Raw genomic sequence first — 24,118 nt, 5'->3', positions numbered from 1 at the left:
GCAGGAGCAACCATAGGCGCAGGACCGGAGCGGCTCCGACGCGGTATGGGAATGGCTCGCATGACATAGCGATCGTACGGATGCCCGAACCCGTCAAGAAAGCGTTAAAGATTAGGTAAGGTAACGAAGTACCGGCCGTCGACGGCCGATGCCGAGAGTCGAACGACTCGGCAGGCGCACGCGGGGAAGGAACGGCCACTGTCTGTCCACACGCTCAACGAACTCCTGCTCGTCTGCTCGCTCGTCCTGCTCGTCGCGGTGGCGGCGGTACGCGTCTCGTCGCGCAGCGGGCTCCCCAGCCTGCTGCTGTACCTCGGCATCGGGATCGTGATGGGACAGGACGGCATCTTCGACGTCTCGTTCAACAACGCGGAACTGACCCAGGTCATCGGCTACGCCGCACTGGTCGTGATCCTCGCCGAGGGCGGCCTGGGCACGAAGTGGAAGGAGATCCGGCCCGCGCTGCCCGCCGCGGCCGTGCTCTCCCTGGTAGGTGTCGCGATCAGCGTCGGCGTCACGGCCGCCGGGGCCCACTATCTGGTCGGCCTGGACTGGCGGCAGTCGCTGATCATCGGCGCGGTCGTCTCGTCGACGGACGCCGCCGCGGTCTTCTCCGTGCTCCGCAAGGTGCCGCTGCCCGCCCGGATAACCGGTGTGCTGGAGGCGGAATCCGGCTTCAACGACGCCCCCGTGGTCATCCTCGTCGTCGCCTTCTCGACCAAGGGGCCGGTGGACAGCTGGTACGTCCTGGTCGGCGAGATAGCCCTGGAGCTCGCCATCGGCGCGGCCATGGGCATCGCCGTCGGCTGGCTCGGCTCGTTCGGGCTGCGCCGCGTGGCGCTCCCCGCCTCCGGCCTCTACCCGATCGCCGTGATGGCGATCGCGGTGTCCGCGTACGCGGCGGGCGCCCTGGTCCACGGCAGCGGCTTCCTGGCCGTCTACCTGGCCGCGATGATCCTCGGAAACGCCAAGCTGCCGCACTGGCCCGCCACCCGCGGCTTCGCCGACGGGCTCGGCTGGCTGGCCCAGATCGGGATGTTCGTCCTGCTCGGCCTCCTGGTCACCCCGCACGACCTGCTCGACGACTTCTGGCCCGCGGTCGTCGTGGGCCTGGTGCTGACCGTGGTCGCGCGCCCGCTGGAGGTCTTCATCTCGCTGGCGCCGTTCCGGCTGCCCTGGCAGGAGAAGGCGCTGATGTCCTGGGCGGGGCTGCGCGGCGCCGTACCGATCATCCTGGCGACCATTCCGATGGTCGCCGGGGTCGAGGGCTCCACCCGGATCTTCAACATCGTCTTCGTCCTCGTCGTCGTCTACACCCTGATCCAGGGGCCGACCCTGCCCTGGCTGGCGAAGGCCCTGAAGATCGCCGACGACCCGGCCGAGGCCGCCGACCTGGGCATCGAGTCGGCGCCGCTGGAGCGGCTGCGCGGCCATCTGCTGTCGGTGGCGATCCCCGGCCGGTCGAAGATGCACGGTGTGGAGGTCGGCGAGCTGCGGCTGCCGTCCGGGGCCGCCGTCACCCTGGTCGTACGCGACGGGAAGAGCTTCGTCCCCGCCCCCTCGACGGTGCTGCGGCGCGGCGACGAGCTGCTGGTCGTGACCACCGATCCGGTGCGCGACGCGACGGAGGAACGGCTGCGCGCGGTCGGCGAGGGCGGCAAGCTCGCGGGCTGGCTGGGATCCGGCGGACCGCCCAAGGCCCACCTCTGAAACACCCCGGCCGCCGGGACGGGCGGGGTTCCCGGCCCGTCGACACGGGCAGGGGCACCCCTCGGCACGGCCAGGGTTCCTCGGTGCGGGCAGGGTTCCCCGCACACATTCACAGGTTCACAAGGACACCTGCCTGTAGCATGAAGGAAGCCGTCCGTCCCCGGCCCGGGGGCGCGCGGCCCGATCGACCAACCCGAACGACCAACTCTGCCTGACGCAGAGCTGGCGCGACCGTATGGCGGTCGTGGCGTCCTCCGCCTCTGCTGAGCGCCCGGCATCTACCGCAGTTCCGCGCGAAGAGGACAGCTCTCGGCAGCACCCGTACGAGCCCGTCGGCGCCCCGTGCCGACGGCCCGCGGGGGCCCGGCCACCAGGCGGCAGAAAGGCATGGACCGTGGCGTCCACGGTCACCGACCGCCCCGGATACGGGCAGTTGCTGCGCACCCCGGGTGCGTGGACATTTCTTCTCCCGGGCTTCGCCGCCCGGCAGCCCTTCGCGATGCTGACCATCGGCATCGTGCTCCTGGTCCAGCACACGACCGGCTCGTACGGCAGCGCGGGCGCCGTCGCCGCCGTGACCGGCGTCTCCATGGCGCTGTTCGCGCCGCAGACCGGCAAGCTCGCCGACCGCTTCGGGCAGCGCGCCGTGCTGCTGCCCGGCGTCCTGGTGCACGCGGCCTCCGTGTCGGCGCTGACCGCGCTGGCGCTGGCCGGTGCGCCGCTGTGGGCACTGTTCCTGGCGGCCGTGCCCACGGGCGCGTCCGTTCCGCAGGTCGGGCCGATGGTGCGGGCCCGCTGGGCGGCACTGCTGGGGGCGGCGCCGGGGCGTGAGGCCTCGCCGCTGCTGCCCACCGCGGCCGCCTTCGAATCGGTGACGGACGAGTTCACCTTCGTCATCGGCCCGGTGCTCGCCACCGCGCTGTGCACCGGCGTGCACCCGGCGGCCGGACTGGTCACCGAAGCGGCGCTGACCCTGGCGGGCGGTCTGCTCTTCGCCGCGCAGCACCGCACCCAGCCGGCGGTGCGCGCCGCCGCGTCCAACCCCGCCGAGCGGCACGCCTCCGCCCTGTCCGTACCGGGTGTACGGGTGCTCGCGGTGGCCTTCCTCGGCATCGGCGCGGTCTTCGGCGGCATGCAGGTCTCGCTGACCGCCTTCGCCGAGGAGATCGGCCGCCCGGGCGCCAACGGGCTGCTGTACGGGGTCTTCGCGGCGGGCAACATGCTCGCCGGGATCGCCTGCGGCGCCATCGCCTGGAAGAGCGGGCCGCGCCGCCGTCTGCTCGCCGGGTACGCGGCGCTGACCCTGACCGCGTCCGGGCTGTGGGCCGTGCACTCGGTGCCGCTGCTGGCCGGGCTCGGTCTGCTGGTGGGCCTCTCCATCGCCCCGGCCCTGATCAGCGGGTACACGCTGGTCGAGGCGCTGGTGCCGGGGTCCGCCCGGACCGAGGCGTTCACCTGGCTCACGGGCTCGGTGGCGCTCGGCCAGGCGGCCGCGGTGACGGTGGCCGGGCGGCTCGCGGACGCCCACGGGGCGAGCACCGGATTCGTGGTGCCCCTGGTCGCCACGGTCCTGGCGCTGGCCACCCTGGCGGGGCTGCGTTCACGGCTGGTTCCGGCCCCCCACGGGCGGACCGTGGCACGTGGGATCGGTCACCGGAAGCCGGTCACGGTGGACTGATGCAGCGGAATACGTCAGTATGGAGCGTCGTTAGCACTCATTGAGTCAGAGTGCCAGGAGGAGCAAGTGCCGACCTATCAGTACCAGTGCACCGAATGTGGCGAGGGCCTCGAGGCGGTGCAGAAGTTCACCGATGACGCCCTCACCGTGTGCCCGAGCTGCGACGGACGCCTGAAGAAGGTGTTCTCGGCGGTCGGCATCGTCTTCAAGGGCTCCGGCTTCTACCGGAACGACAGCCGTGGCTCCTCGTCGAGCAGCACGCCGGCCTCGTCCTCGTCGAAGACGTCCGGTTCCGGCTCGTCCGACTCCGGGTCGTCGTCGACGTCCTCTTCCGCCTCGTCCTCCTCGACGTCGACGTCCACCGCGTCCTCGTCGTCGTCCTCGACGAGCGGTACGTCGGCCGCCTGAGCCACTCGCCTCGCTCTCTTTCCGGGGAGCCCCGGCCGATTCCTTCGGCCGGGGCTCCTCGCGTTTCCGGCGCCGATACTGTGATCGCATGTCGAACGCAGAGATCGGTGTCATTGGCGGTTCGGGCCTGTACTCCTTCCTGGAGGACGTGACGGAGGTCCGTGTGGACACCCCGTACGGGCAACCGAGCGACTCCCTCTTCCTGGGCGAGGTCGGCGGCCGCCGGGTCGCCTTCCTCCCCCGCCACGGCCGCGGCCACCACCTGCCGCCGCACCGCATCAACTACCGGGCCAACCTGTGGGCGCTGCGCTCCGTCGGGGTGCGCCAGGTTCTCGGCCCGTGTGCGGTGGGCGGCCTGCGCCCGGAGTACGGGCCGGGCACCCTGCTGGTCCCCGATCAGATGGTGGACCGCACCAAGAGCCGGACGCAGACCTTCTACGACGGGGAGCCCCGGGCCGACGGCGTGCGGCCGAACGTGCTGCACCTGGGCTTCGCCGACCCGTACTGCCCCGAGGGACGCCGGGCCGCGCTGACGGCGGCGCGGGCGGCGGGCTGGGAGGCGGTGGACGGCGGGACGCTGGTGGTCGTCGAGGGGCCGCGCTTCTCGACCCGGGCGGAGTCGCGCTGGCATGCGGCGATGGGCTGGTCGGTGGTCGGCATGACCGGTCACCCGGAGGCCGTCCTCGCCCGTGAGCTGGGCCTCTGCTACACGACGACGACGCTGGTGACGGACCTGGACGCGGGCGCGGAGGCCGGCGAGGGGGTCTCGCACGCGGAGGTGCTGGAGGTGTTCGCGGCCAATGTGGGCCGGCTGCGCTCGGTGCTCTTCGACGTGGTCGCCGCGCTGCCGACGGAGGCGGACCGGGACTGCCCCTGCTCGCGCGCGCTGGACGGCATGGATCCGGGGTTCGAGCTGCCGTAGTCCGGGGCCGGGGAGCGCGGGTCCGGGGAGTGCCGGGGTGGGGCCGGGGAGCGCTGCTCCGGGGCCGGGGTGGCCGCCGTGGCGTGAGTGGGTGACGGCGTTGTCCACAACGCCGTCGGCGTCCACAGGCTCCGGCGGGGATCGTGCGGACGGTGAATCGTGAGGGGGTCCGTCCGGCTCTCCTCGCGACAGGTGGTCCGATCATGCTCCCGTCCTCCCCGGCTTCGCGGCCCGCTGCCTCTTCCCCTCCTCGCTCCGACGCACCTTTCTCCGCACCTTTCTCCGCCTCTTCCGCGGCTTCTTCCCCCGTTCCTTCCGCTGCTCCTTTCTCCACTCCTTCCGCGGCTTCTTTCCCCGTTCCTTCCGTGTCGCCGCCCGCTCCCTTCGCGGCGCCGCCGAACCGTGCGGTGCCCGCCTTCGGGCCGCTGCGGGTGCGTGGTGGAGGCGGGGGCGGCGGGCGGCGGCTGCGGCAGGTCGTGTGGCGGCAGCGTCGGGCCCTGGCCGCCGGGCTGGCCCTGACGGCCGCCGTGCTCGGTGCCACGGGGCCGGGTGGCGGCGGTACGGTCCCGGGCGGCCCGGCCGCGTACGGGGCGGGAGCCCGAAGCGGAGCCGGGGAGGTGCCGGAGCGGGCCCGGCGGCCGGCGCGGCAGGTCTCCGCGCCGGTCCGGATCGCGGATGCGGGGGCGGTGCGCCTCCTGCGTCCCGGTGACCATGTGGACGTGATCGCCGCCGGGCGGGCGGGGCCCGGGAGCGGGACCGGAGCCCGGGTGCTGGCGAAGGGCGCGCTGGTCAGGGAGGTTCCGCCGTCCCCGGCCGAGGGTGGCACGCAGGACGGCGCGCTGATCGTGCTGTCCGTCCCCCGGGACACGGCCACCGCCCTGGCGGGTGCGGCCGTCTCGTCCCCGCTGGCGGTGACCCTGTGCTGACTCGCATTCGTACTGACGACCGATCAAGTCACCTTAACGAGGGTCGGAATTGGGCGTTTTCTCCGCTTACTGCCGTAAGTTGCACACGAGTTTGCTCTGCCTACGGCACACGCGAAGGAAGGCCCATCCGTGAGCGAGAAGAAGAAGGTCAGCCTGCTGGAAGGGTTCAAAGCCTTCCTGACACGCGGCAACGTGATCGATCTGGCGGTCGCCGTCGTCATCGGCGCCGCGTTCACCCAGATCGTGAACGCGTTCGTCAAGGGCGTGATCAATCCGCTGGTCGGCGCGTTCGGCACCAAGGATCTGGAGAGTTACAGCTCCTGCCTCAAAGGGCCCTGCGTGACGGACCCGAAGACGGGCGAGGCGACCGAGGGCATCCGCATCCTGTGGGGCTCGGTGCTCAGTGCCGCGCTCAGCTTCCTGATCACGGCCGCGGTCGTCTACTTCCTGCTGATCCTGCCGATGTCGAGGTACCTCGCCAAGCGGGCGGCGATGCAGGCCGCGAAGGACGGCGTCCAGGAGACGCTGGAGGTGAGCGAGCTGGAGGTGCTGAAGGAGATCCGCGACGCCCTGGTCGCACAGCGCGGCGGTCCGACGGGCTGAGGCCCGCGTCGCGGGCGCGGGCAGCAGCGCTGCCGGACCACCACGGGGCAGGAGATCAGATGTGGTGGGGCGGCTTCTCGTCGAGGAAGCGCGCCAGATCGGCGGCGCTGCCACCTGCCGGGGCCCGCTCGCCCCACCCCTGGTCCGTATCGTCCGAGGACTGCTGGTCCAGCGGATCGTCGAAGACCAGAGCCGGTTTCGGTTTCGGTCCCGGCTGCCGCTTCGGATCACGCGGGCCGGGGGCGGGGGCGGTACTCATACATAAAGGGTACGGCGGCGGCGGTCAGCGGTCCTTCGGGTCGATCAGCCAGAGCCCGAGGACGACGAGGAACGACAGGCAGAGGAAGCCCGCGCCCCACCAGGCGGTGGCGGTGTGGCCCTCCATCCACGCGTCGATGACGACGGTCAGGCCCCAGAGCTGGCCGATGACCACGGTCATGGCGAGGGTCAGCCGGGCCGTCAGCTTCGAGGACCGCTCGGGTTCCTGGTCGGTGCCCGCTCCGGGGCCGGGACCGGTGTGGCGGACCCGGGGATCGCCGTAGCCACTGGTGGCCCGGATCTGCGGGTAGCGCTCGTGGACGGGGCGGTTCAGTTCGGGGCGGGCACTGCCCGGGTGGTACTCCGGGTACTGCGGGCCGCCGGAGTGAAGGCTTCCCGCCTGCGGGTTCCCGGGCTGCGGGCTCCCGGGCTGCGGGGTGTCGGTCATGAGGGCCTGCCGGGGGTCTCGGCGGTGGTGCGCGCGGGCGCCTCCGCGCCGCCGTCCCGTACGGCCGGGCAGCCGATCCGGGAGGCGAGGTCCGGGCGGTCCTCCCCGAGCTGACGGCACAGTCCGTGCTGGACGCTCTCGCCCGAGCGCGTCGTGCCCACCGCCCAGATGCTCCCGTCGGGCTGTTCGGCGAGCACCACCTTGGGCAGCGGCCGGGGCGGCGGCCCGGCGGTGACCTCGCCGGTGCGGGCGTCGAAGATTCCCTCGTGGCAGGGGCAGTACAGCTCTCCCTCGGCACCGCGGTCCTTGCGCCACAGCACGGCGCAGGCGAGGTGGGTGCAGATCGCGGAGTAGCCGACGAGGGTGCCGTCGTCCAGCCGCACGGCGACCGCCCGGTCCTCCTCCTGCGGGTAGCGGAAGGCGAGGGACTCCCCGGGCAGGAGCTGGGCGGCGATCCGCTTGGGCGCGGGCGCCCCGGCGCCCTCGGGCTCGCCGTGCCGCGGCAGGATTCCGCAGGCCACGCCGAGGCCGCCGACGGCAAGCCCGCCGGAGACGGTCGTCACGATCCGGAGGTAGTCGCGCCGGGTGGTGAGGGAGTCGGCGGCGATCCGGTCGTGCAGGGCCTCGCGCGGGTCGCCGGCGGGCGGCTGGTCGGTGACGCTCATCGGCGGACGTCCTTCCCGTTGATCTCGACGACGGGCAGGCCGCCGGGGACCGGCCACCGGACCCGGTCGGCGGGCACGACCATGGCCACTCCGGTGCGCACCTCGCTCCGGCCGAAGGTGAAGGAGTCGGCGACCTGGACGCCGGGGCGCTCGGCCTGGAGTTCCTCGAGGGTCCCGTAGAACAGGGCTCCGGTCGGGCAGACGGTCGCGCACATGGGGGCGAGGCCGTGGGCGGTGCGGTCGTAGCAGAGGTTGCACTTCATCTGCAGCTTCGCCCCGAGGTCGATCTTCGGTACGCCGAAGGGGCAGGCGTTGACGCAGTTGGCGCAGCCGATGCAGCGGGTGGTGTCGGCCTGCTGGACCACGCCGTCGGCGGTCACCAGGATCGCGTCGGCGGGGCAGACCTCGGCGCACGGGGCGACCGGGTCCTCGCAGTGCATGCAGACCGTGGGAAGGGAGGCGACGGAATGGCCCTCGTCGGTGTAGTCGAGGTGGATCATCGATTTGCCGCGGTGCGAGTCGCACTCCCGGCAGGCGGAGACACAGGCCTGGCAGCCGATGCAGCGACCGGGGTCGATGAAGATCGTTCGGCCCATCATGGGCGTTCAGCTCCTCTCCGAGGTGCCGCGTCCCTGCGGGGAGGTGGGCGGCAGCGGGTCGGTGCGGGAGACCTGGGTCTCCGGACAAGCGACGTGGCCGGGTGCGACGGGGGGTGCGGGGACCTCGTCGATCGTCCCCGCGTGCTCGATGCGGCAGGCGCACACCTTGTACTCGGGGATCTTGGAGCGGGGGTCGAGGGCGTCGATGGTCAGGGCGTTGGCGGCGGTGGGGACCGGCCAGTGGTACGGGATGAAGACGGTGTCGGGGCGGATCGCCTCGGTGACCAGTGCGGGGAACACCTCGCTGCCGCGCCGGGTGATGACGCGGACCGGTTCTCCGTTGCGGAAGCCGTGGGAGGGATGGAGCTCGGCCCAGGGGCGCGGGGTCTGTTCGACGAGGGCGCCGAGCCGGCGGGTCTGGTTGCCGGAGAGGAAGTGGGCGACGGTCCGTCCCGTGGTGAGGGACATGGGGTACGCCTCGTCGTACGGATCCATCGGGGCGTGCCACTCGACGACCTGGAGGTGGATCCTGCCGTCGGGGTGGTAGGTCTTCCCGTCCTCGAAGAGCCGGGGGGTGCCGGGGTGGTCGGTGGCGGGGCAGGGCCAGGCGATTCCGCCGGTCTCCTCCAGCCGCTCGTAGGTGATGCCGTAGTAGTCGTTGACGGTGCCCGCGGAGGCGGTCCGCAGTTCGTCGAAGACCGCGCGGGAGTCGGCGAAGGCGAATTTGTCGCCCGCGCCGAGACGTCTGGCGAGTTCGCACATCACCCAGGTGTCGGTGCGTACGCCGGGCGGCGGGTCCTGGGCCTTGTTGTGCTTGACGACCCGGGCCTCGGCGTTGGCCATCACCCCTTCGTCCTCCGCCCAGGTGGTGACGGGGAAGACGACATGGGCGTTGGCGGCGGTCTCGGAGAGGAAGAAGTCGAACTGGGCATGGAATTCCGTGGCGTCGTACCCGTCCTTGACCACCCGGTAGTTGGGGAGGGAGACGAAGGGGTTGTTGCAGATGCCGATCAGACCGCGGATCTCGCCGCGCTGCATCTGCCAGACCATTTCCATCATCGAGGTTCCGGCGGGCGGGAGTTCGGACTCCTCGATGCCCCAGATCTCGCAGATCTGTCTGCGGTGCTCCTCGTTCGTGATCGAGCGGCCGCCGGGGAGGAGGTCGGCCTTCTGCCCGTGTTCCCGGCCGCCCTGTCCGTTGCCCTGGCCGGTGATGGTGCCGTAGCCGGCGCCGGGTTTCCCGATGTGGCCGGTGGCGGTGCAGAGGTTGATCACGCTGAGGCAGTTCTCGACGCCCTGCGAGTGGTGCTCGATGCCCCGGGCGTGCCAGGCCATGGCCCTGGGCGCGCGGGCGAAGGTGCGGGCGACCCGCACGATCTGTTCGGCGGGGATGCCGCAGATCTCGGCGGCGCGGGCCGGCGGATACTCGGCGACCTTGGCCTTCACCTCCGCCCAGCCGGTGGCGTGGGCGGCGAGGTAGGCCTCGTCGGTGAGCCCCTCCTCGACGACGACGTGGAGGACGGAGTTGAAGAACGCCGAGTCGGTGCCGGGCCTGAGGGCGACGTGGATGTCGGCGGTGCGGGCGATCGCGGTCTCCCGCGGGTCGACCACGATCAGGCTCGCCCCGCGGTCCCGGGCTCCCCACACGTACTGCGTCATCACGGGGAAGCACTCGCCGATGTTGGAGCCCGCGATCAGCAGGCAGTCGGTGAGCAGGATGTCGGAGAAGGGGTTCCCGGCCCGGTCGATGCCGAAGGCGAGCTTGTTGGCACCGGCGGCGCTGACCATGCAGAGCCGCCCGTTGTAGTCGACGTGCCGGGACTTGAGGGCGACCCGGGCGAACTTGCCGACCAGATAGGTCTTCTCGGAGAAGAGGCTGGCGCCGCCGAGGAGCCCGAAGGCGTCGTTGCCGTAGCTCTGCTGGATGCGTCTGATCTCGGAGACGGTGAAGTCGAGCGCCTCCTCCCAGGAGACCTCGCGGAACGTTTCGTCGCGGGAGCGGCGCAGCAGCGGGGCGGTGAGCCGGTCGGGGTGGTTGACCTGCTGATACGCGTTGATGCCCTTGGGGCAGAGGCGCATCCGGTTGATGTCGTGGTTGCGCGGTTCGACGCCGAAGACCTTGCCGCCGCGGTCGACGCGCAGATACATCCCGCACTGCACTCCGCAGAAGCAGCAGTGGGTGGGGACCAGCGTCTCGCCCTCCTGGTCGGCGTGCCACCGGTCGGCGGGGATGCTTCCGGCGTCGCGGAAGGCCCGGGTGCCGGGCGGGGCGAGGGACGGGTCGAGCGGGACGTCCGTACGGGGGGCGGTGGCGCCGGGGGCGGCCGCACGCGGGTCCGCGGTCACTTGTAGCCCTTCTTCACCTGGGAGAGGTAGGCGCTGCCGCGCAGTACCCGCTTGCAGCGCGGGCAGTACTCGGCCCACTCGTCGAAGCCGAGGCCGAGGTCGCGCATGGTGCCGCGGAGGTTCTCGACGTAGGGGCCGGTGTCGATGGGCTCCTCGCAGCGGCGGCAGCCGAGGACCTCCTCGTCCCGCCGGGCGGTGTACTTGAACAGCTGCATGCCGACCGCGGCCGGGCGCTGGACGATGTGGAAGAACTTCCCGAACGGGATGTAGATGAGGGTGAACACCACCGACACCATGTGGAGGACCGCCAGGAACTGGTAACCGCCGCCGTGCAGGAAGATCGAGGAGAAGGTGAGCAGCAGGCCGGTCACCGAGATGACGACGAGCGCGATCAGCGGCACCAGGTCGTAGCCGAAGCGCTGGCCGGTGATGGCGCCGCGGTCCTTCATCCGGCGCCACAGGAAGTACGAGGCGCCGGGGATGACGAGCACGGCGGCGATGTCCAGGCCGTGGAACATCAGCCAGCCCAGGACGGACAGGGAGTCGAATCCGATGATCCTGAAGCCCCAGACACGCATCTCGTAGCCGGGCCCCGAGCCGCTGCCGGAGGTGAAGGTGAACCAGCCCCAGGTCAGCGGGAAGGTGATCAGCGCGGCGAGGACGCAGCCCCAGAAGATCAGCTGGTGGGCGGCCCAGCGGGCGTGCGAGCGGGCGCCGAGGAATTTCTGGAAGCCGAGGTAGGTGGCGATCATCCGGGGCAGCGCGGTGGGCGCCTTGCGGAAGTTGGCCGCGGAGAAGAAGCTCCGCCGGCCCTGTACGAACAGCCTCCGGGCGCCGGGGGCGGACACCCAGACCGTGTAGCGGTAGGCGACACCGAAGGCGAGGAAGACGGTGGCGACGGCGTACGGGAGGAGGGCGGAGTCGAAGTTCTCCAGCAGTCGGCTGCCGAACACGATCGCCAGGACCAGCAGCGCGGCGACGACGACCCCGGCCGCGGTCGCGCGGGCGGTGACGGAGCGGGAGCCGGTGGCGTACGGGCCGGTGGTGCGCGGGGTGGTGGCCCGGGGGCCTTCGGCAGGTGCGGGGTCGGGGGCGGCGGAGGCTGCTGGCGGCTCGGTCACCCCGTCAACGTAGGTCCGTATGCAACGGTTGCTCCTGTTTTACGGATCGGCCGGGTGAACGGTTCGTCCGTCCGGGGCGTACCCCGTCCGGCGTTCCCGGAGCGCTTCTGGTGTGCTGTCTGCCATGCCCGTCATGACGGCTCGCAGCCGTACCGAGAAGCACCGCGTGTCGACGCCGCTGGAGCTCTTCTTCGACCTCTGTTTCGTCGTCGCGGTGTCCCAGGCCGGCGCGCGGCTGGTCCATGCCGTCGTCGGGGACCACCCCCTGACCGGGATCGGCGGCTACGCGGCCGTCTTCTTCGCGATCTGGTGGGCCTGGGTCAACTTCAGCTGGTTCGCCTCGGCGTACGACACCGACGACCCGCTGTACCGCGTCGTGACGCTGGTCCAGATCACCGGGGTGCTCATCCTCGCCGCCGGGGTGCCGCGCGCCTTCGACGCGGGGAACTGGACGGTCGTCGTCGCCGGGTACGTGGTGATGCGGCTCGCGCTGACCAGTCAGTGGCTGCGTGCCGCGCGCTGCACCCAGGGCTCCGAGCGGCGCGTCGCGCAGCGGTACGCGGCCGGGATCTCGGTGGTGCAGCTGGGCTGGATCGCCATGCTGTTCCTGCCCGGTGACGCCCCGGCCTGGGCCCGGGGCACCGTCTTCGTCGTGCTCGTGGCCGCGGAGGTGGCCGTTCCGGCGATCGCCGAGCGCGACCGGTCGACGAGCTGGCACCCGCATCACATCGGTGAGCGGTACGGGCTGTTCACGATCATCGTGCTGGGCGAGTCGATCGCGTCGGCCACGGTCGCGGTGCAGGAGGCCCTGGACGAGCACGACGCGCTCGGTGAGTTGCTGCCGATCGCCGCGGGCGGGCTGCTGATCGTCTTCTCCGCCTGGTGGATCTATTTCGCCGTGCCGATCCATGACTACCTGCGCGGCAGCAGGGAAGCGTTCATCTGGGGGTACGGGCACTATCTGATCCTCGGTTCCGCGGCGGCCATCGGCGCGGGCATCGAGGTCTCGGTGGAGGAGGCCGTGGGCAAGGCCCACATCCCGACCACGGTGGCCGCCGCCGCGGTGACCATCCCCTCCGCGCTCTTCCTGCTGACGGTATGGGCGCTGCACGCCCGCCACTTCAAGCGTGACCTCGCGGAGCAGTTGCCGCTCCCCGTGGCCGCCGCGGCCATCCTGGCCTGCACGTTCGTCGGCGGGTGGGCGGTGCTCGCGGCCGGTCTGGTGGCCGCGGCGGCGGTGGCCGTCGGGGTGCTGCTGTCCCGGCGTTCCGTGGCGGCGGGCTGAGCGCGGCGTACGAGCAGGGCCGGTGCGGCGAAGGAGCATGCGGATGACGGAAGCACCCCGGGAGCCGCTGGAGCGCGCCGCCCGGCCGGATGCCGGACCGGCCGACGCGACGCCCGCCGATGCCGGACCGGCCGACCCTGAGCCCGCCGACGCCGGGCCGCCCCACGCGTGGCCTCCCGGCGCCGGTCCGCTCGATACGGCCTCTCCCGGCGCGGGACCTGCCGGTGCCGGGCCGCTCGACGCGCTGACCGATGTCGCGGGGCTGTGCGTGGGTCACGCCCGGGTGCCCGGCGAGGGTGCGCTGAGCGGTACCACCGTGGTCCTGGCCCCCGAGGGCGGCGTGGTCGCGGCGGTCGACGTGCGCGGCGGCGGCCCCGGCACCCGGGAGACGGACGCGCTCGATCCGCGCAATCTGGTGCAGCGGATCGACGCCGTGGTCCTGACCGGCGGCAGTGCGTACGGGCTGGACGCGGCGTCCGGCGTGATGGCCTGGCTGGAGGAGCGGGGGCGCGGGGTGCGGGTCGGCCCCGGTCCTGCGCAGGTGGTGCCGGTGGTCCCCGCCGCCTGCCTCTTCGACCTGGGGCGGGGCGGTGACTGGTGGGCCCGCCCGGATGCGGTGACGGGCCGCGCGGCGGTGGAGGACGCGGCGGGGACCGGACCGGGGATGCCGGTCGCCGAGGGGTGCGTGGGGGCCGGGACCGGGGCGGTCGCCGGTCGACTCAAGGGCGGCACGGGCACGGCGAGCGTCCGGCTGCCCTCCGGGATCACGGTGGCCGCGCTCACGGTGGTGAACGCGGCGGGCTCGGTGGTCGATCCGCGTACCGGCGTGCTGTACGGGGAGTACGGCGCCGTCGGAGCACCGGCGCACCACCCGGCGCCCGAGGTGCTGCGCGCGGCGGAGCGACGCCTGGCCGAGCTGCGGGAGGCAGACGCCCGGCCGCCGCTCAACACCACGCTCGCCGTGGTCGCCACGGACGCCGACCTCACCCGGGCCCAGGCGCAGAAGCTCGCGGGCACGGCGCACGACGGGCTCGCGCGCGCCGTGCGCCCGGTGCATCTGCTCACCGACGGGGACACCGTCTTCGCGCTGGCCACCGGCGCCCGTCCGCTCGACGCGCGCGATCCGGTCGCGCTCAACGAGCTGCTGGCGGCCGGTGCGGAGGTGCTGGCGCGCGCCATCGTGAAGGCCGCTCGCGCGGCCCGGGGTGTCGACGCCCGTCCCAAAGGCGGCTGTTACCCCTCGTACACCGATCTGTACGGCATACGACCGCGCTCCTCGCCCGCTCCGACGGACGGCCCACCGGCCCCCGACTCACCAGCCGGATAAGGAAGTTCAGAAGTTCGGACGAACCGTCAGGAACCATCTGTCCGTGCCATACGTTTTTCCGAACCCCGGTCACGATGTCAGACCCAGGGACTACGTTAAGCACGCAGCAAGTAACACGCGGCAACGGCCTGGAGACAGCACCTTGAGCGATCCGTACGAGACAACCGAGCAGCACCTCGACCGACTCCTGCGACGGGCACTCAACTCTTTCGACCTGCCCGACAGCACGGTCGAGAGACTCGGTACCGCGCTCGCCCACAGCAGTACCCTGCACTCCTCGCACCACAGTTCCGTGCTCCACCGCGAGACCTATCGGCACACGTACCTCCTGTCCGACGGCACGGCGCTCAGCCTGTGGGAGCTGGTGCACGGCGGGCCGCGGAGCACGGCCGACCCGCAGGCGCGCACGGAGCCCGGCCTCACCCACCACGAGCTGTACGACGACGAGGCCGATGCCAAGGTCGCCGCGGCCCGGCTGGCGGGCAGCTTCGGCGACGTCCCGCTGTTCGCGGACGACACGCCCCAGGCCGACCTGGAGGCGCTCACGCTCCTGATGGCGACTCCCCCGGCCCCGCTCCCCCGGGAGTACGCCCCGGACAACTCCGCGGACCACGCCCGCCGTGTCCTGCGCCGCGCGGAGAACAGCGACGGCCCCGGCGAGGAGACCGCCCGGCTGCTGCGCGCGGCCTTCGCCCACCACATCACCCAGGTCTGCGGCCGCCACTGCCGGGTGGACGGGCGGGACGCCGGATTCACGCTGTACGAGCACGCCTTCCTGCTGCTCGACGGCAGCGAGACGAGCCTCTGGGAGATCGAGCACACGGCCACGCCGGACGGCCGTCACATGTGCGAGGTGTACGGGGACGAGGACACCGCGCGCGGAGTGATGGAGAACCGTACGCACATCGGCTGAACCGCACCCGTACGCACATCGGCCGGCCCGTACCCCGCCCGGACGCGGCGGTGCCCGCACCCCGGGGCGGGGTGCGGGCACCGTGTTCCGTCGCAGTGGCGGGGTGACCGGTCAGGGGGTCAGCGCGGCCTGCTTGACGTCCCCGGCGCCGTCACCGGCGTCCGCCGGAGCACCGGCCGCGACCGGGGACCCGGCTCCTGTCGCGGTCCCGGCTCCTGTCGCGGTCCCGGTTCCTGTCGTGGTCCCGGCGGGCTCGTCGCCGGCCTCCAGGTGCTGGCGCGGCCGTGCGGGCAGCGCGAACATCAGCAGGAAGATCACCGCGAGCACTCCGGCCACCCACCACAGCGAGTGGCGGAACGCCTCCGCGAACGCCGGGCCCACCTGCTGCGGCGTCAGCCGGTCACCGATCGCCCCGAGGAAGACGACCGAGACCAGCCCGAGCCCGAGCGCGTTGCCCATCTGCTGCATGGTGTTGATCAGCCCGGAGGCCGAGCCGGAGTGCTCCTTGGGCACCCCGGACAGGACCGCGTCGGTCAGCGGCGCCACGATCAGGCCCATGCCGAGCCCCATGACGACCAGCGGCAGGATCATCTGCCAGGACGTGATCGCCATGCCGTAGTGGTCGGACTCCCAGATGTAGATCAGCAGGCCGGTGATCATCAGCAGCGCACCGGTCTGGAGGACCTTGCGGCCGAACCGGGGCACCAGCTTCTGCACGGAGATTCCAGCGGCGACCGAGACGGCGATCGAGAACGGCACACCGGTCAGGCCGGCCCGCAGCGCGCTCCAGCCGAGGCCCGTCTGCATGTAGAGCGTCCAGACCAGGAAGAAGATGCCGAGCCCGATTCCGAAGGTCAGCTGCACGGCGATACCCGCGGCGAAGCTCTTGACTCGGAACAGCTCCAGCTCGATCAACGGCGATCCGTCCTTGCGCGCCTTGGCCCGCTCGAACAGCACCAGCACCAGGAAGACCAGCAGGCTACCCACCATCGACAGGTGGCCCCACAGCGGCCAGCCCAGCTCGTGGCCGCGAGTCAGCGGGTAGATCAGCATGAGCATCCCGAGGGTCACCAGGAAGACGCCGACGAGGTCGAGCCGGAGCGCCTTCGGGGCCTTGGACTCGGTGATGAACTTGCGGCCGAGGATCAGGCCCGCGATACCGACGGGCAGGTTGATCAGGAAGATCGGCCGCCATTCGAGACCGGCGATGTTCCACTCGGTGAGCAGTGCGCCCAGCAGCGGGCCGGAGACCGCGCCGAGGCCGACGATCGCGCCGAAGAGGCCGAAGACCTTGCCGCGCTCGTGCGCGGGGAAGGTGGCGTGCACGATCGACAGCACCTGCGGGACCATCAGCGCGGCGGTGCCGCCCTGGAGGATGCGGGAGGCGACCAGCATCTCCGGACCGGAGGCGAACCCGCAGAGCGCGGAGGCCACGGTGAAGCCGCCGATGCCGATGAGGAACAGCCGCTTGCGGCCGTGGATGTCGCCCAGCCGGCCGCCGGTGATCAGACCCGCCGCGAAGGCCAGGGCATATCCGGCGGTGATCCACTGGATCGAGGTGAACGAGGCTCCGGTGTCCTCCCGGATGCTCGGTATGGCGATGTTGACGATCGTGACGTCGACCAGGTCCATGAAGGCCGCGGTCATCACGATGGCGAGCGCGAACCAGCGCCGCCGGTCCGAGGGGTCCGGGGACGCCACGGGTCCGGATGGAGCGGACGACAGAGATGGGGAGGAAGTCATGTGAAGAACTTAAACAGCCATTAGGTCAGGTCGTGACCCAATGAGCCGTCATCCTGGTGGGACGCCCGACACACCGGACGGCCGGCGTGCGGGCCGCCGATTCACGGACGCCCGGCACACGGACACCCGACACACCGCATGCCCGGCACACGGCGTCCGGCACTCGGGCGCCCGGCACACTGCACGTCCGACACACCGCACGTCCGATCCATGGATGCCCGAGACACCGGCGGAAGGCTGGCCATGACCGACACCCCGGCAAGACTGCTGAACCTGCTGTCGCTCCTCCAGACCCCCCGCGAGTGGCCCGGCAGCGAGCTGGCGGAGCGGCTCGACGTCAGCCCTCGCACCATCCGCCGCGACATCGACCGGCTGCGCGAGCTGGGCTATCCGGTCGAGGCCACGCGCGGTTCGGTCGGCGGCTACCGGCTCGTCGCGGGCGCCGCGATGCCGCCGCTGCTCCTCGACGACGAGGAGGCGGTGGCCATCGCGGTGGGGCTGCGGGCGGGGGCGGGGCACGCCATCGAGGGGGTGGACGAGGCGTCCGTGCGGGCGCTGGCGAAGCTGGAGCAGGTGCTGCCGTCCCGGCTGCGACACCGGGTCTCGACCCTGCAGAACGCGACGATGCCGCTGGCCAGGGGCGACGGCTCGACCGTGGATCCGCGGACACTGACGGTGATGGCGGCCGCGGTCACCGGGAAGGAGCGGCTGCGGTTCGCGTACCGTGCGGGCGACGGCACCGGGACGAAGCGGGAGGCCGAGCCGTACCGGCTGGTGAGCACGGGGTGGCGGTGGTACCTCGTCGCGTACGACCTGGGGCGCGAGGACTGGCGCACGTTCCGGGTCGACCGGGTCAGCGAGCCGTACGCGACCGGGGCCCGCTTCACGCCGCGCGAGCTGCCCACCGGGGACGCGGCGGAGTTCCTCGCCGGTTCCATCGCCCGGCGGCAGCCGGAGCTGGCGGTGGACGTCACCTTCGCGGCTCCGGCGGAATTCGTCTCCGCGCGCCTGCCGGGGTCGATCGGCCCGCTGGAACGGGCCGGGGAGGACCACTGCCGGCTGCGGGCGGTGCTCGCCGATTCGCTGGAGTGGGTGGCGCTGCGGCTGGCGCTGGTGGACTGCGAGTTCACCGTGCACGAGCCGCCGCAGCTGGTGGACCACCTGGCCCGGCTCGGCGCCCGTCTGACCCGCGCGGCGGCCCGCTGACGCCCGGACCCGGGAGAACCCGGCCGCGGGAAGACCAAAGCGGACGCGGGAGGACCGGAGGCGAGGAGTCCCGGGCACAAAGGAATGAGCCCCGGCGCCAGGGGGGGGGTGGGCGCCGGGACTCAGCTCGGGGCGGGTCACTCGAAGCGACCCATTTCGGATGTTACCGGACGAAGGGGTCAGGCGACAGCGTCGAAGCCCGTGTCGTGGGCCATTCGCTTCAGCTCCAGCAGCGCGTGCTTCTCGATCTGGCGAATCCGCTCGCGGGTGAGCCCGTGCTGCTTGCCGACCTCGGTGAGGGTCCGCTCGCGACCGTCCTCGATGCCGTACCGCATACGGATGATGGACGCCGTGCGGTTGTCGAGCTTGCCGATCAGGTCCTCCAGCTCCTCGCTGCGCAGCAGCGTGAGCACGGACTGCTCGGGCGAGACCGCGGAGGTGTCCTCCAGCAGGTCGCCGAACTGCGTCTCGCCCTCGTCGTCCACGGACATGTTGAGGCTGACCGGGTCACGGGCCCAGTCCAGGACGTCACCCACGCGCTCCGGCGTGGAGTCCAGCTCGGCCGCGATCTCCGCGTGCTCCGGCTCCCGGCCGTGCTCACGGTTGAACTCGCGCTGCACCCGGCGTATCCGGCCGAGCTCCTCCACCAGGTGGACGGGGAGCCGGATCGTGCGGGACTGGTCGGCTATGGAGCGGGTGATGGCCTGACGGATCCACCAGGTGGCATACGTGGAGAACTTGAAGCCCTTGGCGTAGTCGAACTTCTCGACCGCGCGCACCAGGCCCGCGTTGCCCTCCTGGATCAGGTCGAGCAGGGGCAGCCCGGCCCGCGGATAGCGGCGGGCCACGGCGACGACGAGCCTGAGGTTGGAGCGGATGAACACGTCCTTGGCGCGCTCACCGTCGGCGGCCAGCGCCTCCAGCTCCTCGCGCGTGGCCCCGCCGGCCTCGCCGTCCACCGAGCCGTCCAGTATCTGGCGGGCGTAGACGCCGGCCTCGACGGCCTGCGACAGCTCGACTTCCTTCGCTGCGTCGAGCAGGGGCGTTCGCGCGATCTCGTCCAGGTACATGCCGACCAGGTCGCGATCGGCGATCTCTCCGCCCGAGGCGCGAACACTGCTCGCCCGGCTGGTCCCGGAAGTGGCGGACGAACGACGGGCGACGGCACGGGTTGCCATGCGTGCTCCCTTGCTGAGTAGGTCGCGACACCCTTCCGGGTGCCCTGCATCCGATGGAAACAACGACTGCAATCCGGACAGAATTCCCACGCCTGGCATTCATTTTCGCGATCATGCAGTATCCTGCGTCGCCGCACCGGGGGTGCGCATGCCGAAGAACCCTGCGGAACCGCAGGTCAGACCGGACTTCACGGGCTTTCTGGTGGCACTTCCGGACATCCGCCACCTTGCACATATGAGACCGCGCTCACATCCGTACGCCCTCTCGATTCCTGAACGGCGGGCGCCTCGCTCGCGTTCCCCTCCCGAAGACGAACCGTTGCGCGGTCGGGTTGCTCGCGGCACGCGCAACCGCACCCCCGGGCGTGGCCTAGGACCTGCGCAGGGCACGGTCCGGGACCGTGGTCCGTTACGCCGCGCCGGGCCCGCGCCTAGCGTGTTGCCGCATGGACGACACACAGAGCGACGCGACCGGCACCCTGGACGAAGCGCTGGAGCGGCTGCACGCCTCCGGCCCCGAGCGCGACGGCTGGCTGAGCAACCACGCCCCGATGGCCGTCGAGGCGCTGGTCAGGCACGGTCAGGCACCGGCCGTGCACCGCTGGCTCGACGGCTACCGGCACAAGCTGGAGGACATGCCGGGCACCTCGGCCCGGCTGACCTCGGAGAACTGGCGCGAGGCCCTCGGCGATCCCCGCCGGATCGGCGACTGGACGGAGTACTTCGTGCGGGAGACCGGGGAGCGCCCCTGGCGGGAGGTGCTGGCCGAGTGGTGGCCCCGGCTGCTGCCGGGCATCGCGGCGGGCGCCACCCACCCGGTGATCCGGGTCGGCCACTCCGTACGCACCCTGCTCTCCGGCGAGACGACCGCACCCCGGGTCGCCGAGCTGGCCCACGGCCTCGGCTACTGGGCCGCCCGCCACCAGCCGTTGCCCGCCCTGGCCCCGCTGGCGCCCGCACGGTCCGCCGCGGCGGCGCTGGACGCGGTGCCGCTCGTCGCGGAGCAGACCGGCGGCATCCGGGACCGGCTGGCGCAGCTCGCCGCGTTCCCGGTGTGGCCCGGGGAGGTCACCGGCGACCCGGACGAGGCACGGGCCCGGCTGACGGAGCTGGTCACGGCCGCCACGCACCGGTACGCCACGCACGCGCACGGCGAGCCGGTCATGCTGGTGCACGCCGCGACCGCGCCCAACGCGGTACTCCGCGCCCTGCCCGCGCTCCCGCGCACGCTGTGGACGCCGAGCGTGGCGGCCGCCTGGGCGGCGAGCGCCGCGGTCACCGCCGCGTACGGCCCGGCGGAGGCGGCCCCGTACCCACCGGCGGACGCCCCGGCCGAGGAGCTGTTCGCGCGGGCGGCGGCGCACGGCGACGACCACACCATCAAGTTCACCGACACCGCGCTGGACGTCGGCGACGCGACGGCCCTGGCCGCCGCGCTCCGCTCGATCGAGCTGAACCCGCCGGTCGGGTAGGCCGCGCGGGGCCCGGGCCCAAGCTCAGCCGAACTGCACCGAGCGCTTCGCGAGCCCCATCCAGAAGCCGTCGATGACGCTGCGGCCGCGGTCCAGCTCGCCCTCCGAGGCGCCGAGCGTCACGAAGAGCGGCGCGAAGTGCTCGGTGCGCGGGTGGGCCAGCCGGCCGGCCGGGGACTTGTGCTCGAAGTCCAGCAGCGCGTCGATGTCCTGCGCCCGCAGCGCCCGGTTTCCCCAGTCGTCGAACTCCGCCGACCAGCCGGGGACGCCACCGGAGTGGCGCAGGGCGGCCAGGTTGTGGGTGAAGAAGCCGCTGCCGACGATCAGCACGCCCTCGTCGCGCAGCGGCGCGAGCTTCCGTCCGATCTCCATCAGCCGCTGCGGATCGAGGGTCGGCAGGGAGATCTGGAGTACGGGGACGTCGGCATCCGGGAACATCTCCACGAGCGGGACGTACGCGCCGTGGTCGAGCCCCCGGTCCGGGATGTCCTGGACCGGCGTACCGGCGCCGCGCAGCAGCTTGCGTACGCTCTCCGCCAGCTCCGGGGCGCCCGGGGCGGCGTACTGGACCTGGTAGTAGTGCTCGGGAAAGCCCCAGAAGTCGTAGACGAGCGGGACCCGCTCCGTGGCTCCGAGGGCGAGCGGGGCCTCCTCCCAGTGCGCGGAGACCATCAGGATCGCGCGGGGGCGGGGCAGCTCGGCCGACCAGGCGGCCAGCTCGGCGGGCCAGACCGGGTCGTCGGCCAGCGGCGGGGCGCCGTGCGAGAGGTAGAGGGCGGGCATGCGCTCCGCGGTGACTGTCATGGCACTCCCCATCCGCTGCTCATCCGGGTAAGTCTTCTACTGGCGTCTTTTTGAGAAGGAAGCATTCTTTAATCTTCAAGCTTCCTTCTGTCGGAGACCTTAGCTCTATCTAGTTCAACATTCAAGAAAAGGTCGTAGAGTGGAGTACATGACCACGGCATCCACCGGCGGGCCCCGCTGGCTCTCCGACGAAGAACAACGCGTCTGGCGTGCCTACCTCCACGCCACCACGCTCATGGAGGATCACCTCGACCGCCAGTTGCAGCGCGACGCCGGAATGCCGCACATCTATTACGGCCTGCTCGTCCAGCTCTCCCAGGCCCCGCGCCGCCGGATGCGGATGACGGAGCTGGCCAAGGACGCCAAGATCACCCGTTCGCGGCTCTCGCACGCCGTCGCCCGGCTGGAGAGGAGCGGATGGGTGCGCCGCGAGGAGTGCCCGTCCGACAAGCGCGGCCAGAACGCGGTCCTCACCGACGACGGCTTCGAGATGCTGCGCCGCTCCGCCCCGGGCCATGTGGACGCCGTGCGGCAGGCGATGTTCGACCGGCTCACGCCCGAGCAGGTGCGCTCGCTGGGCGAGATCATGCAGGTCGTCGCCACCGGGCTCCAGCCGGAGGGCACGGACGCGGACCTGCCCTGGCTCCGCTGACCGGCACGTACTCCCACCGACCGGCACGTACCTCTACCGACCGGCACGTACCTCCACCGACCTGCGCACGGCTTCACCCGCCGTCACACGGCGCCGCGCCCCGGCCCCCCTCCGCGGGGAGACCGGGGCGCGGCGCTGTGCGCATCGCCGGGTCAGTGGGCGACGACCGGCACCCTCAGCTCGTCCTCGACACCGTCGGCTCCGCCCGTACCCGGGCTCCCGGCCGACGGGCCCGCCGAGGGACGGCCCGCGTTGATGAAGGTCACCGCGATCGCGGAGGCCACCACCAGGATGCCGACGGCCCACCAGATGGCACCGGTGAAGCCGTGCACCATCGACTGGAGCTTCAGCAGCTCCGGGTCCGTGGCACCGAGCGCGGCGTGCGAGGAGGCGTACGCGGTCGCGGCCGAGGCGGCGATGGTGTTCAGCAGGGCCGTACCGATCGCGCCGCCCACCTGCTGCGAGGTGTTGACCATGGCGGAGGCGACACCCGCGTCCCGGGGCTCGACGCCGTGCGTGGCCAGCGACATGGCGGGCATGAACGCCGTACCCATACCGAGGCCCAGCAGCAGCTGTCCGGGCAGGATGACCGCCGTGTAGGAGGAGTCGATGTCCAGCCGGGTCAGCAGCAGCATGCCGATGGCGGCGACCAGGAAGCCGGGCCCCATGAGCTTGCGGGCCGGGACCCGGGTCATCAGCCGGGCACCGATCTGCGTCGAACCGGTGATCATGCCCGCGATCATCGGGAGGAAGGCGAAACCGGTCCTGATCGGCGAGTAGCCCTTCACGACCTGGAGGTAGTACGTCAGGAAGAGGAACAGCCCGAACATCGCGATGACGGCGAGCCCCAGCGAGAGGTAGACACCACCGCGGTTGCGGTCCAGCAGCACGCGCAGCGGCAGCAGCGGCGAGGCGACCTTGGACTCGGTCAGCACGAAGGCCAGCAGCAGGACGGCGGCGGCGGCGAACATGCCGATGGTCAGCCCGTCCGACCAGCCCGCGGACTCGGCGCGGGTGAATCCGTACACCAGCGAGACCAGGCCCAGCGCGGAGAGCACGACGCCCGGGATGTCGAGCGCGGAACGGTTGCGGCTGCCGGACGGCTCGCGGATCACGAAGTACGCGCCGGCCGCCGCGACGACGGCGAACGGGATGTTGACGAAGAACGTCCAGCGCCAGTTCAGCGCCTGGGTCAGGAAGCCGCCGAGGATCAGTCCGACGGCGCCGCCGCCTCCGGCGATCGCGCCGTAGATGCCGAACGCCTTGGCGCGCTCCTTGGCATCGGTGAACATCACGGCGAGCAGCGACAGGGCGGCCGGGGCGAGCAGCGCCCCGAACACGCCCTGGAGTGCGCGGGAGCCGAAGAGCATGGCCTGGTTCTGCGCGGCGCCGCCCAGCGCGGAGGCCAGCGCGAAGCCGACCAGACCGACGACGAAGGTCCGCTTGCGGCCCCAGAGGTCGGCGATCCGGCCGCCGAAGAGCAGCAGCCCGCCGAAGGCGAGGGCGTACGCCGTGATGACCCACTGCTTGTTGGCGTCGGAGATGTCCAGGGCCGTCTGGGCGTGCGGCAGCGCGATGTTCACGATCGTGGCGTCGAGCACCACCATCAGCTGCGCCAGGGCTATGAACGCCAGCGCCTTCCAGCGGCTGGGGTCAGGGAGTCGGAGGTCGGCTGTTTTGGGCATGGGGGTATCCACCTAGGAACGTGCGTGTACGCGGAGAGTCGTGAGCCTGCGGTGCCGGTGAAAGTGACCGGTGACCGATGACCGGTGACGGGATACGGGTAGTGGGAAGCGGAAGGCGGTAAGTGGGACACGCGCGACGGGTTGCGTGTGCGGGGTTACGTGTGACGGG

General features: G+C 71.9%; 22 protein-coding genes. 12 read left to right on the top strand and 10 right to left on the bottom strand.

The genetic code is table 11. The features are described from left to right. The first annotated feature begins 198 nt into the window (after positions 1 to 198). The 6 genes from ACFCV8_RS01305 (at position 199) to ACFCV8_RS01280 (ending at position 6,247) form a co-directional block, all read left to right on the top strand. Positions 199 to 1,710, top strand: a complete 1,512-nt coding sequence (locus tag ACFCV8_RS01305; RefSeq protein WP_376683180.1) for a potassium/proton antiporter — start codon at positions 199 to 201, stop codon at positions 1,708 to 1,710. Positions 1,711 to 2,104: 394 nt separating this feature from the next. Further along, positions 2,105 to 3,388, top strand: a complete 1,284-nt coding sequence (locus ACFCV8_RS01300) for an MFS transporter (RefSeq protein WP_376683161.1) — start codon at positions 2,105 to 2,107, stop codon at positions 3,386 to 3,388. 66 nt (positions 3,389 to 3,454) lie between these two features. Further along, a complete protein-coding gene (locus tag ACFCV8_RS01295; RefSeq protein WP_376683160.1) occupies positions 3,455 to 3,796 on the top strand; it encodes an FmdB family zinc ribbon protein in 342 nt (113 codons plus the stop codon). Positions 3,797 to 3,884: 88 nt separating this feature from the next. Further along, a complete protein-coding gene (locus ACFCV8_RS01290) occupies positions 3,885 to 4,718 on the top strand; it encodes an S-methyl-5'-thioadenosine phosphorylase (protein WP_376683159.1) in 834 nt (277 codons plus the stop codon). Positions 4,719 to 5,083: 365 nt separating this feature from the next. Then, positions 5,084 to 5,644, top strand: coding sequence for a hypothetical protein (locus ACFCV8_RS01285; RefSeq protein ID WP_376683158.1), 561 nt, complete (start codon positions 5,084 to 5,086; stop codon positions 5,642 to 5,644). Positions 5,645 to 5,773: 129 nt separating this feature from the next. After that, complete coding sequence (locus tag ACFCV8_RS01280; protein WP_376683157.1) at positions 5,774 to 6,247, top strand: MscL family protein; 474 nt, start codon at positions 5,774 to 5,776, stop codon at positions 6,245 to 6,247. Positions 6,248 to 6,302: 55 nt separating this feature from the next. Here the strand turns inward: ACFCV8_RS01280 and ACFCV8_RS01275 are convergent, their stop codons facing one another. The 6 genes from ACFCV8_RS01275 to ACFCV8_RS01250 are packed head-to-tail and all read right to left on the bottom strand — an operon-like array spanning position 6,303 to position 11,684. Further along, positions 6,303 to 6,506 (bottom strand): hypothetical protein, encoded by a 204-nt coding sequence (locus ACFCV8_RS01275; protein WP_376683156.1) that lies wholly within the window; start codon positions 6,504 to 6,506, stop codon positions 6,303 to 6,305. A 24-nt stretch (positions 6,507 to 6,530) separates the two neighbouring features. After that, a complete protein-coding gene (locus ACFCV8_RS01270; protein WP_376683155.1) occupies positions 6,531 to 6,953 on the bottom strand; it encodes a hypothetical protein in 423 nt (140 codons plus the stop codon). After that, positions 6,950 to 7,618: a Rieske (2Fe-2S) protein gene (locus ACFCV8_RS01265; RefSeq protein WP_376683154.1), complete on the bottom strand. Its 669-nt coding sequence runs from the start codon at positions 7,616 to 7,618 to the stop codon at positions 6,950 to 6,952. Before ACFCV8_RS01265 ends, ACFCV8_RS01270 begins: the two co-directional genes overlap by 4 nt. Beyond that, positions 7,615 to 8,217: a 4Fe-4S dicluster domain-containing protein gene (locus ACFCV8_RS01260; protein WP_376683153.1), complete on the bottom strand. Its 603-nt coding sequence runs from the start codon at positions 8,215 to 8,217 to the stop codon at positions 7,615 to 7,617. The genes ACFCV8_RS01265 and ACFCV8_RS01260 overlap by 4 nt, the downstream gene beginning before the upstream one ends. Positions 8,218 to 8,223: 6 nt before the next feature. Further along, positions 8,224 to 10,563 (bottom strand): molybdopterin oxidoreductase family protein, encoded by a 2,340-nt coding sequence (locus tag ACFCV8_RS01255; RefSeq protein ID WP_376683152.1) that lies wholly within the window; start codon positions 10,561 to 10,563, stop codon positions 8,224 to 8,226. Then, positions 10,560 to 11,684 (bottom strand): MFS transporter, encoded by a 1,125-nt coding sequence (locus tag ACFCV8_RS01250; RefSeq protein WP_376683151.1) that lies wholly within the window; start codon positions 11,682 to 11,684, stop codon positions 10,560 to 10,562. Before ACFCV8_RS01250 ends, ACFCV8_RS01255 begins: the two co-directional genes overlap by 4 nt. 124 nt (positions 11,685 to 11,808) lie before the next feature. Here ACFCV8_RS01250 and ACFCV8_RS01245 point away from each other — a divergent pair, with 124 nt between their 5' ends. The 3 genes from ACFCV8_RS01245 to ACFCV8_RS01235 all read left to right on the top strand — a co-directional run bounded on the left by ACFCV8_RS01245 (position 11,809) and on the right by ACFCV8_RS01235 (position 15,209). Beyond that, complete coding sequence (locus ACFCV8_RS01245; protein WP_376683150.1) at positions 11,809 to 12,969, top strand: low temperature requirement protein A; 1,161 nt, start codon at positions 11,809 to 11,811, stop codon at positions 12,967 to 12,969. 43 nt (positions 12,970 to 13,012) lie between these two features. Then, entirely contained in the window at positions 13,013 to 14,296 is a 1,284-nt protein-coding gene (locus tag ACFCV8_RS01240) for a P1 family peptidase (protein ID WP_376683149.1), read from the top strand. 142 nt (positions 14,297 to 14,438) lie between these two features. Continuing rightward, a complete protein-coding gene (locus ACFCV8_RS01235) occupies positions 14,439 to 15,209 on the top strand; it encodes a DUF6227 family protein (protein WP_376683148.1) in 771 nt (256 codons plus the stop codon). Between the two features lie 111 nt (positions 15,210 to 15,320). Here ACFCV8_RS01235 and ACFCV8_RS01230 read toward each other — a convergent pair whose 3' ends face one another. Next, positions 15,321 to 16,952 carry an MFS transporter gene (locus ACFCV8_RS01230; RefSeq protein ID WP_376683147.1) on the bottom strand — a complete coding sequence of 544 codons (1,632 nt, stop codon included), beginning with the start codon at positions 16,950 to 16,952 and terminating at the stop codon, positions 15,321 to 15,323. A 243-nt stretch (positions 16,953 to 17,195) separates the two neighbouring features. On the opposite strand from ACFCV8_RS01230, the gene ACFCV8_RS01225 reads away from it, so the two are divergent. Further along, a complete protein-coding gene (locus tag ACFCV8_RS01225) occupies positions 17,196 to 18,158 on the top strand; it encodes a helix-turn-helix transcriptional regulator (RefSeq protein ID WP_376683146.1) in 963 nt (320 codons plus the stop codon). Between the two features lie 179 nt (positions 18,159 to 18,337). On the opposite strand, the gene ACFCV8_RS01220 is transcribed toward ACFCV8_RS01225, so the two are convergent. Then, positions 18,338 to 19,336 (bottom strand): RNA polymerase sigma factor RpoD/SigA, encoded by a 999-nt coding sequence (locus tag ACFCV8_RS01220; protein WP_376683145.1) that lies wholly within the window; start codon positions 19,334 to 19,336, stop codon positions 18,338 to 18,340. Positions 19,337 to 19,782: 446 nt separating this feature from the next. Between ACFCV8_RS01220 and ACFCV8_RS01215 the strand changes: the two genes are divergently transcribed. Next, positions 19,783 to 20,808, top strand: coding sequence for a questin oxidase family protein (locus ACFCV8_RS01215; RefSeq protein WP_376683144.1), 1,026 nt, complete (start codon positions 19,783 to 19,785; stop codon positions 20,806 to 20,808). Positions 20,809 to 20,832: 24 nt separating this feature from the next. On the opposite strand, the gene ACFCV8_RS01210 is transcribed toward ACFCV8_RS01215, so the two are convergent. After that, entirely contained in the window at positions 20,833 to 21,612 is a 780-nt protein-coding gene (locus ACFCV8_RS01210; RefSeq protein WP_376683143.1) for a dioxygenase, read from the bottom strand. 139 nt (positions 21,613 to 21,751) lie between these two features. Between ACFCV8_RS01210 and ACFCV8_RS01205 the strand changes: the two genes are divergently transcribed. Next, positions 21,752 to 22,264 carry a MarR family winged helix-turn-helix transcriptional regulator gene (locus ACFCV8_RS01205; protein WP_376683142.1) on the top strand — a complete coding sequence of 171 codons (513 nt, stop codon included), beginning with the start codon at positions 21,752 to 21,754 and terminating at the stop codon, positions 22,262 to 22,264. Between the two features lie 152 nt (positions 22,265 to 22,416). Here the strand turns inward: ACFCV8_RS01205 and ACFCV8_RS01200 are convergent, their stop codons facing one another. Further along, positions 22,417 to 23,949, bottom strand: a complete 1,533-nt coding sequence (locus ACFCV8_RS01200) for an MFS transporter (RefSeq protein WP_376683141.1) — start codon at positions 23,947 to 23,949, stop codon at positions 22,417 to 22,419. Between the last annotated feature and the right edge of the window lie 169 nt (positions 23,950 to 24,118).

The sequence above is a fragment of the Streptomyces sp. NPDC056347 genome, from assembly GCF_042262625.1.
Classification (GTDB): domain Bacteria; phylum Actinomycetota; class Actinomycetes; order Streptomycetales; family Streptomycetaceae; genus Streptomyces.
The sequence above is the reverse complement of the archived record's forward strand: the minus strand, read 5'-3'. Positions and strand labels throughout refer to the sequence as shown.

Coding starts and splice junctions, on each gene's coding strand:
- ACFCV8_RS01240 (WP_376683149.1), top strand. CDS start 13,013: ATGACGGAAGCACCCCGGGAGCCGCTGGAGCGCGCCGCCCGGCCGGAT.
- ACFCV8_RS01215 (WP_376683144.1), top strand. CDS start 19,783: ATGGACGACACACAGAGCGACGCGACCGGCACCCTGGACGAAGCGCTG.
- ACFCV8_RS01260 (WP_376683153.1), bottom strand. CDS start 8,217: ATGATGGGCCGAACGATCTTCATCGACCCCGGTCGCTGCATCGGCTGC.
- ACFCV8_RS01265 (WP_376683154.1), bottom strand. CDS start 7,618: ATGAGCGTCACCGACCAGCCGCCCGCCGGCGACCCGCGCGAGGCCCTG.
- ACFCV8_RS01275 (WP_376683156.1), bottom strand. CDS start 6,506: ATGAGTACCGCCCCCGCCCCCGGCCCGCGTGATCCGAAGCGGCAGCCG.
- ACFCV8_RS01290 (WP_376683159.1), top strand. CDS start 3,885: ATGTCGAACGCAGAGATCGGTGTCATTGGCGGTTCGGGCCTGTACTCC.
- ACFCV8_RS01245 (WP_376683150.1), top strand. CDS start 11,809: ATGCCCGTCATGACGGCTCGCAGCCGTACCGAGAAGCACCGCGTGTCG.
- ACFCV8_RS01220 (WP_376683145.1), bottom strand. CDS start 19,336: ATGGCAACCCGTGCCGTCGCCCGTCGTTCGTCCGCCACTTCCGGGACC.
- ACFCV8_RS01230 (WP_376683147.1), bottom strand. CDS start 16,952: ATGACTTCCTCCCCATCTCTGTCGTCCGCTCCATCCGGACCCGTGGCG.
- ACFCV8_RS01210 (WP_376683143.1), bottom strand. CDS start 21,612: ATGACAGTCACCGCGGAGCGCATGCCCGCCCTCTACCTCTCGCACGGC.
- ACFCV8_RS01270 (WP_376683155.1), bottom strand. CDS start 6,953: ATGACCGACACCCCGCAGCCCGGGAGCCCGCAGCCCGGGAACCCGCAG.
- ACFCV8_RS01225 (WP_376683146.1), top strand. CDS start 17,196: ATGACCGACACCCCGGCAAGACTGCTGAACCTGCTGTCGCTCCTCCAG.
- ACFCV8_RS01200 (WP_376683141.1), bottom strand. CDS start 23,949: ATGCCCAAAACAGCCGACCTCCGACTCCCTGACCCCAGCCGCTGGAAG.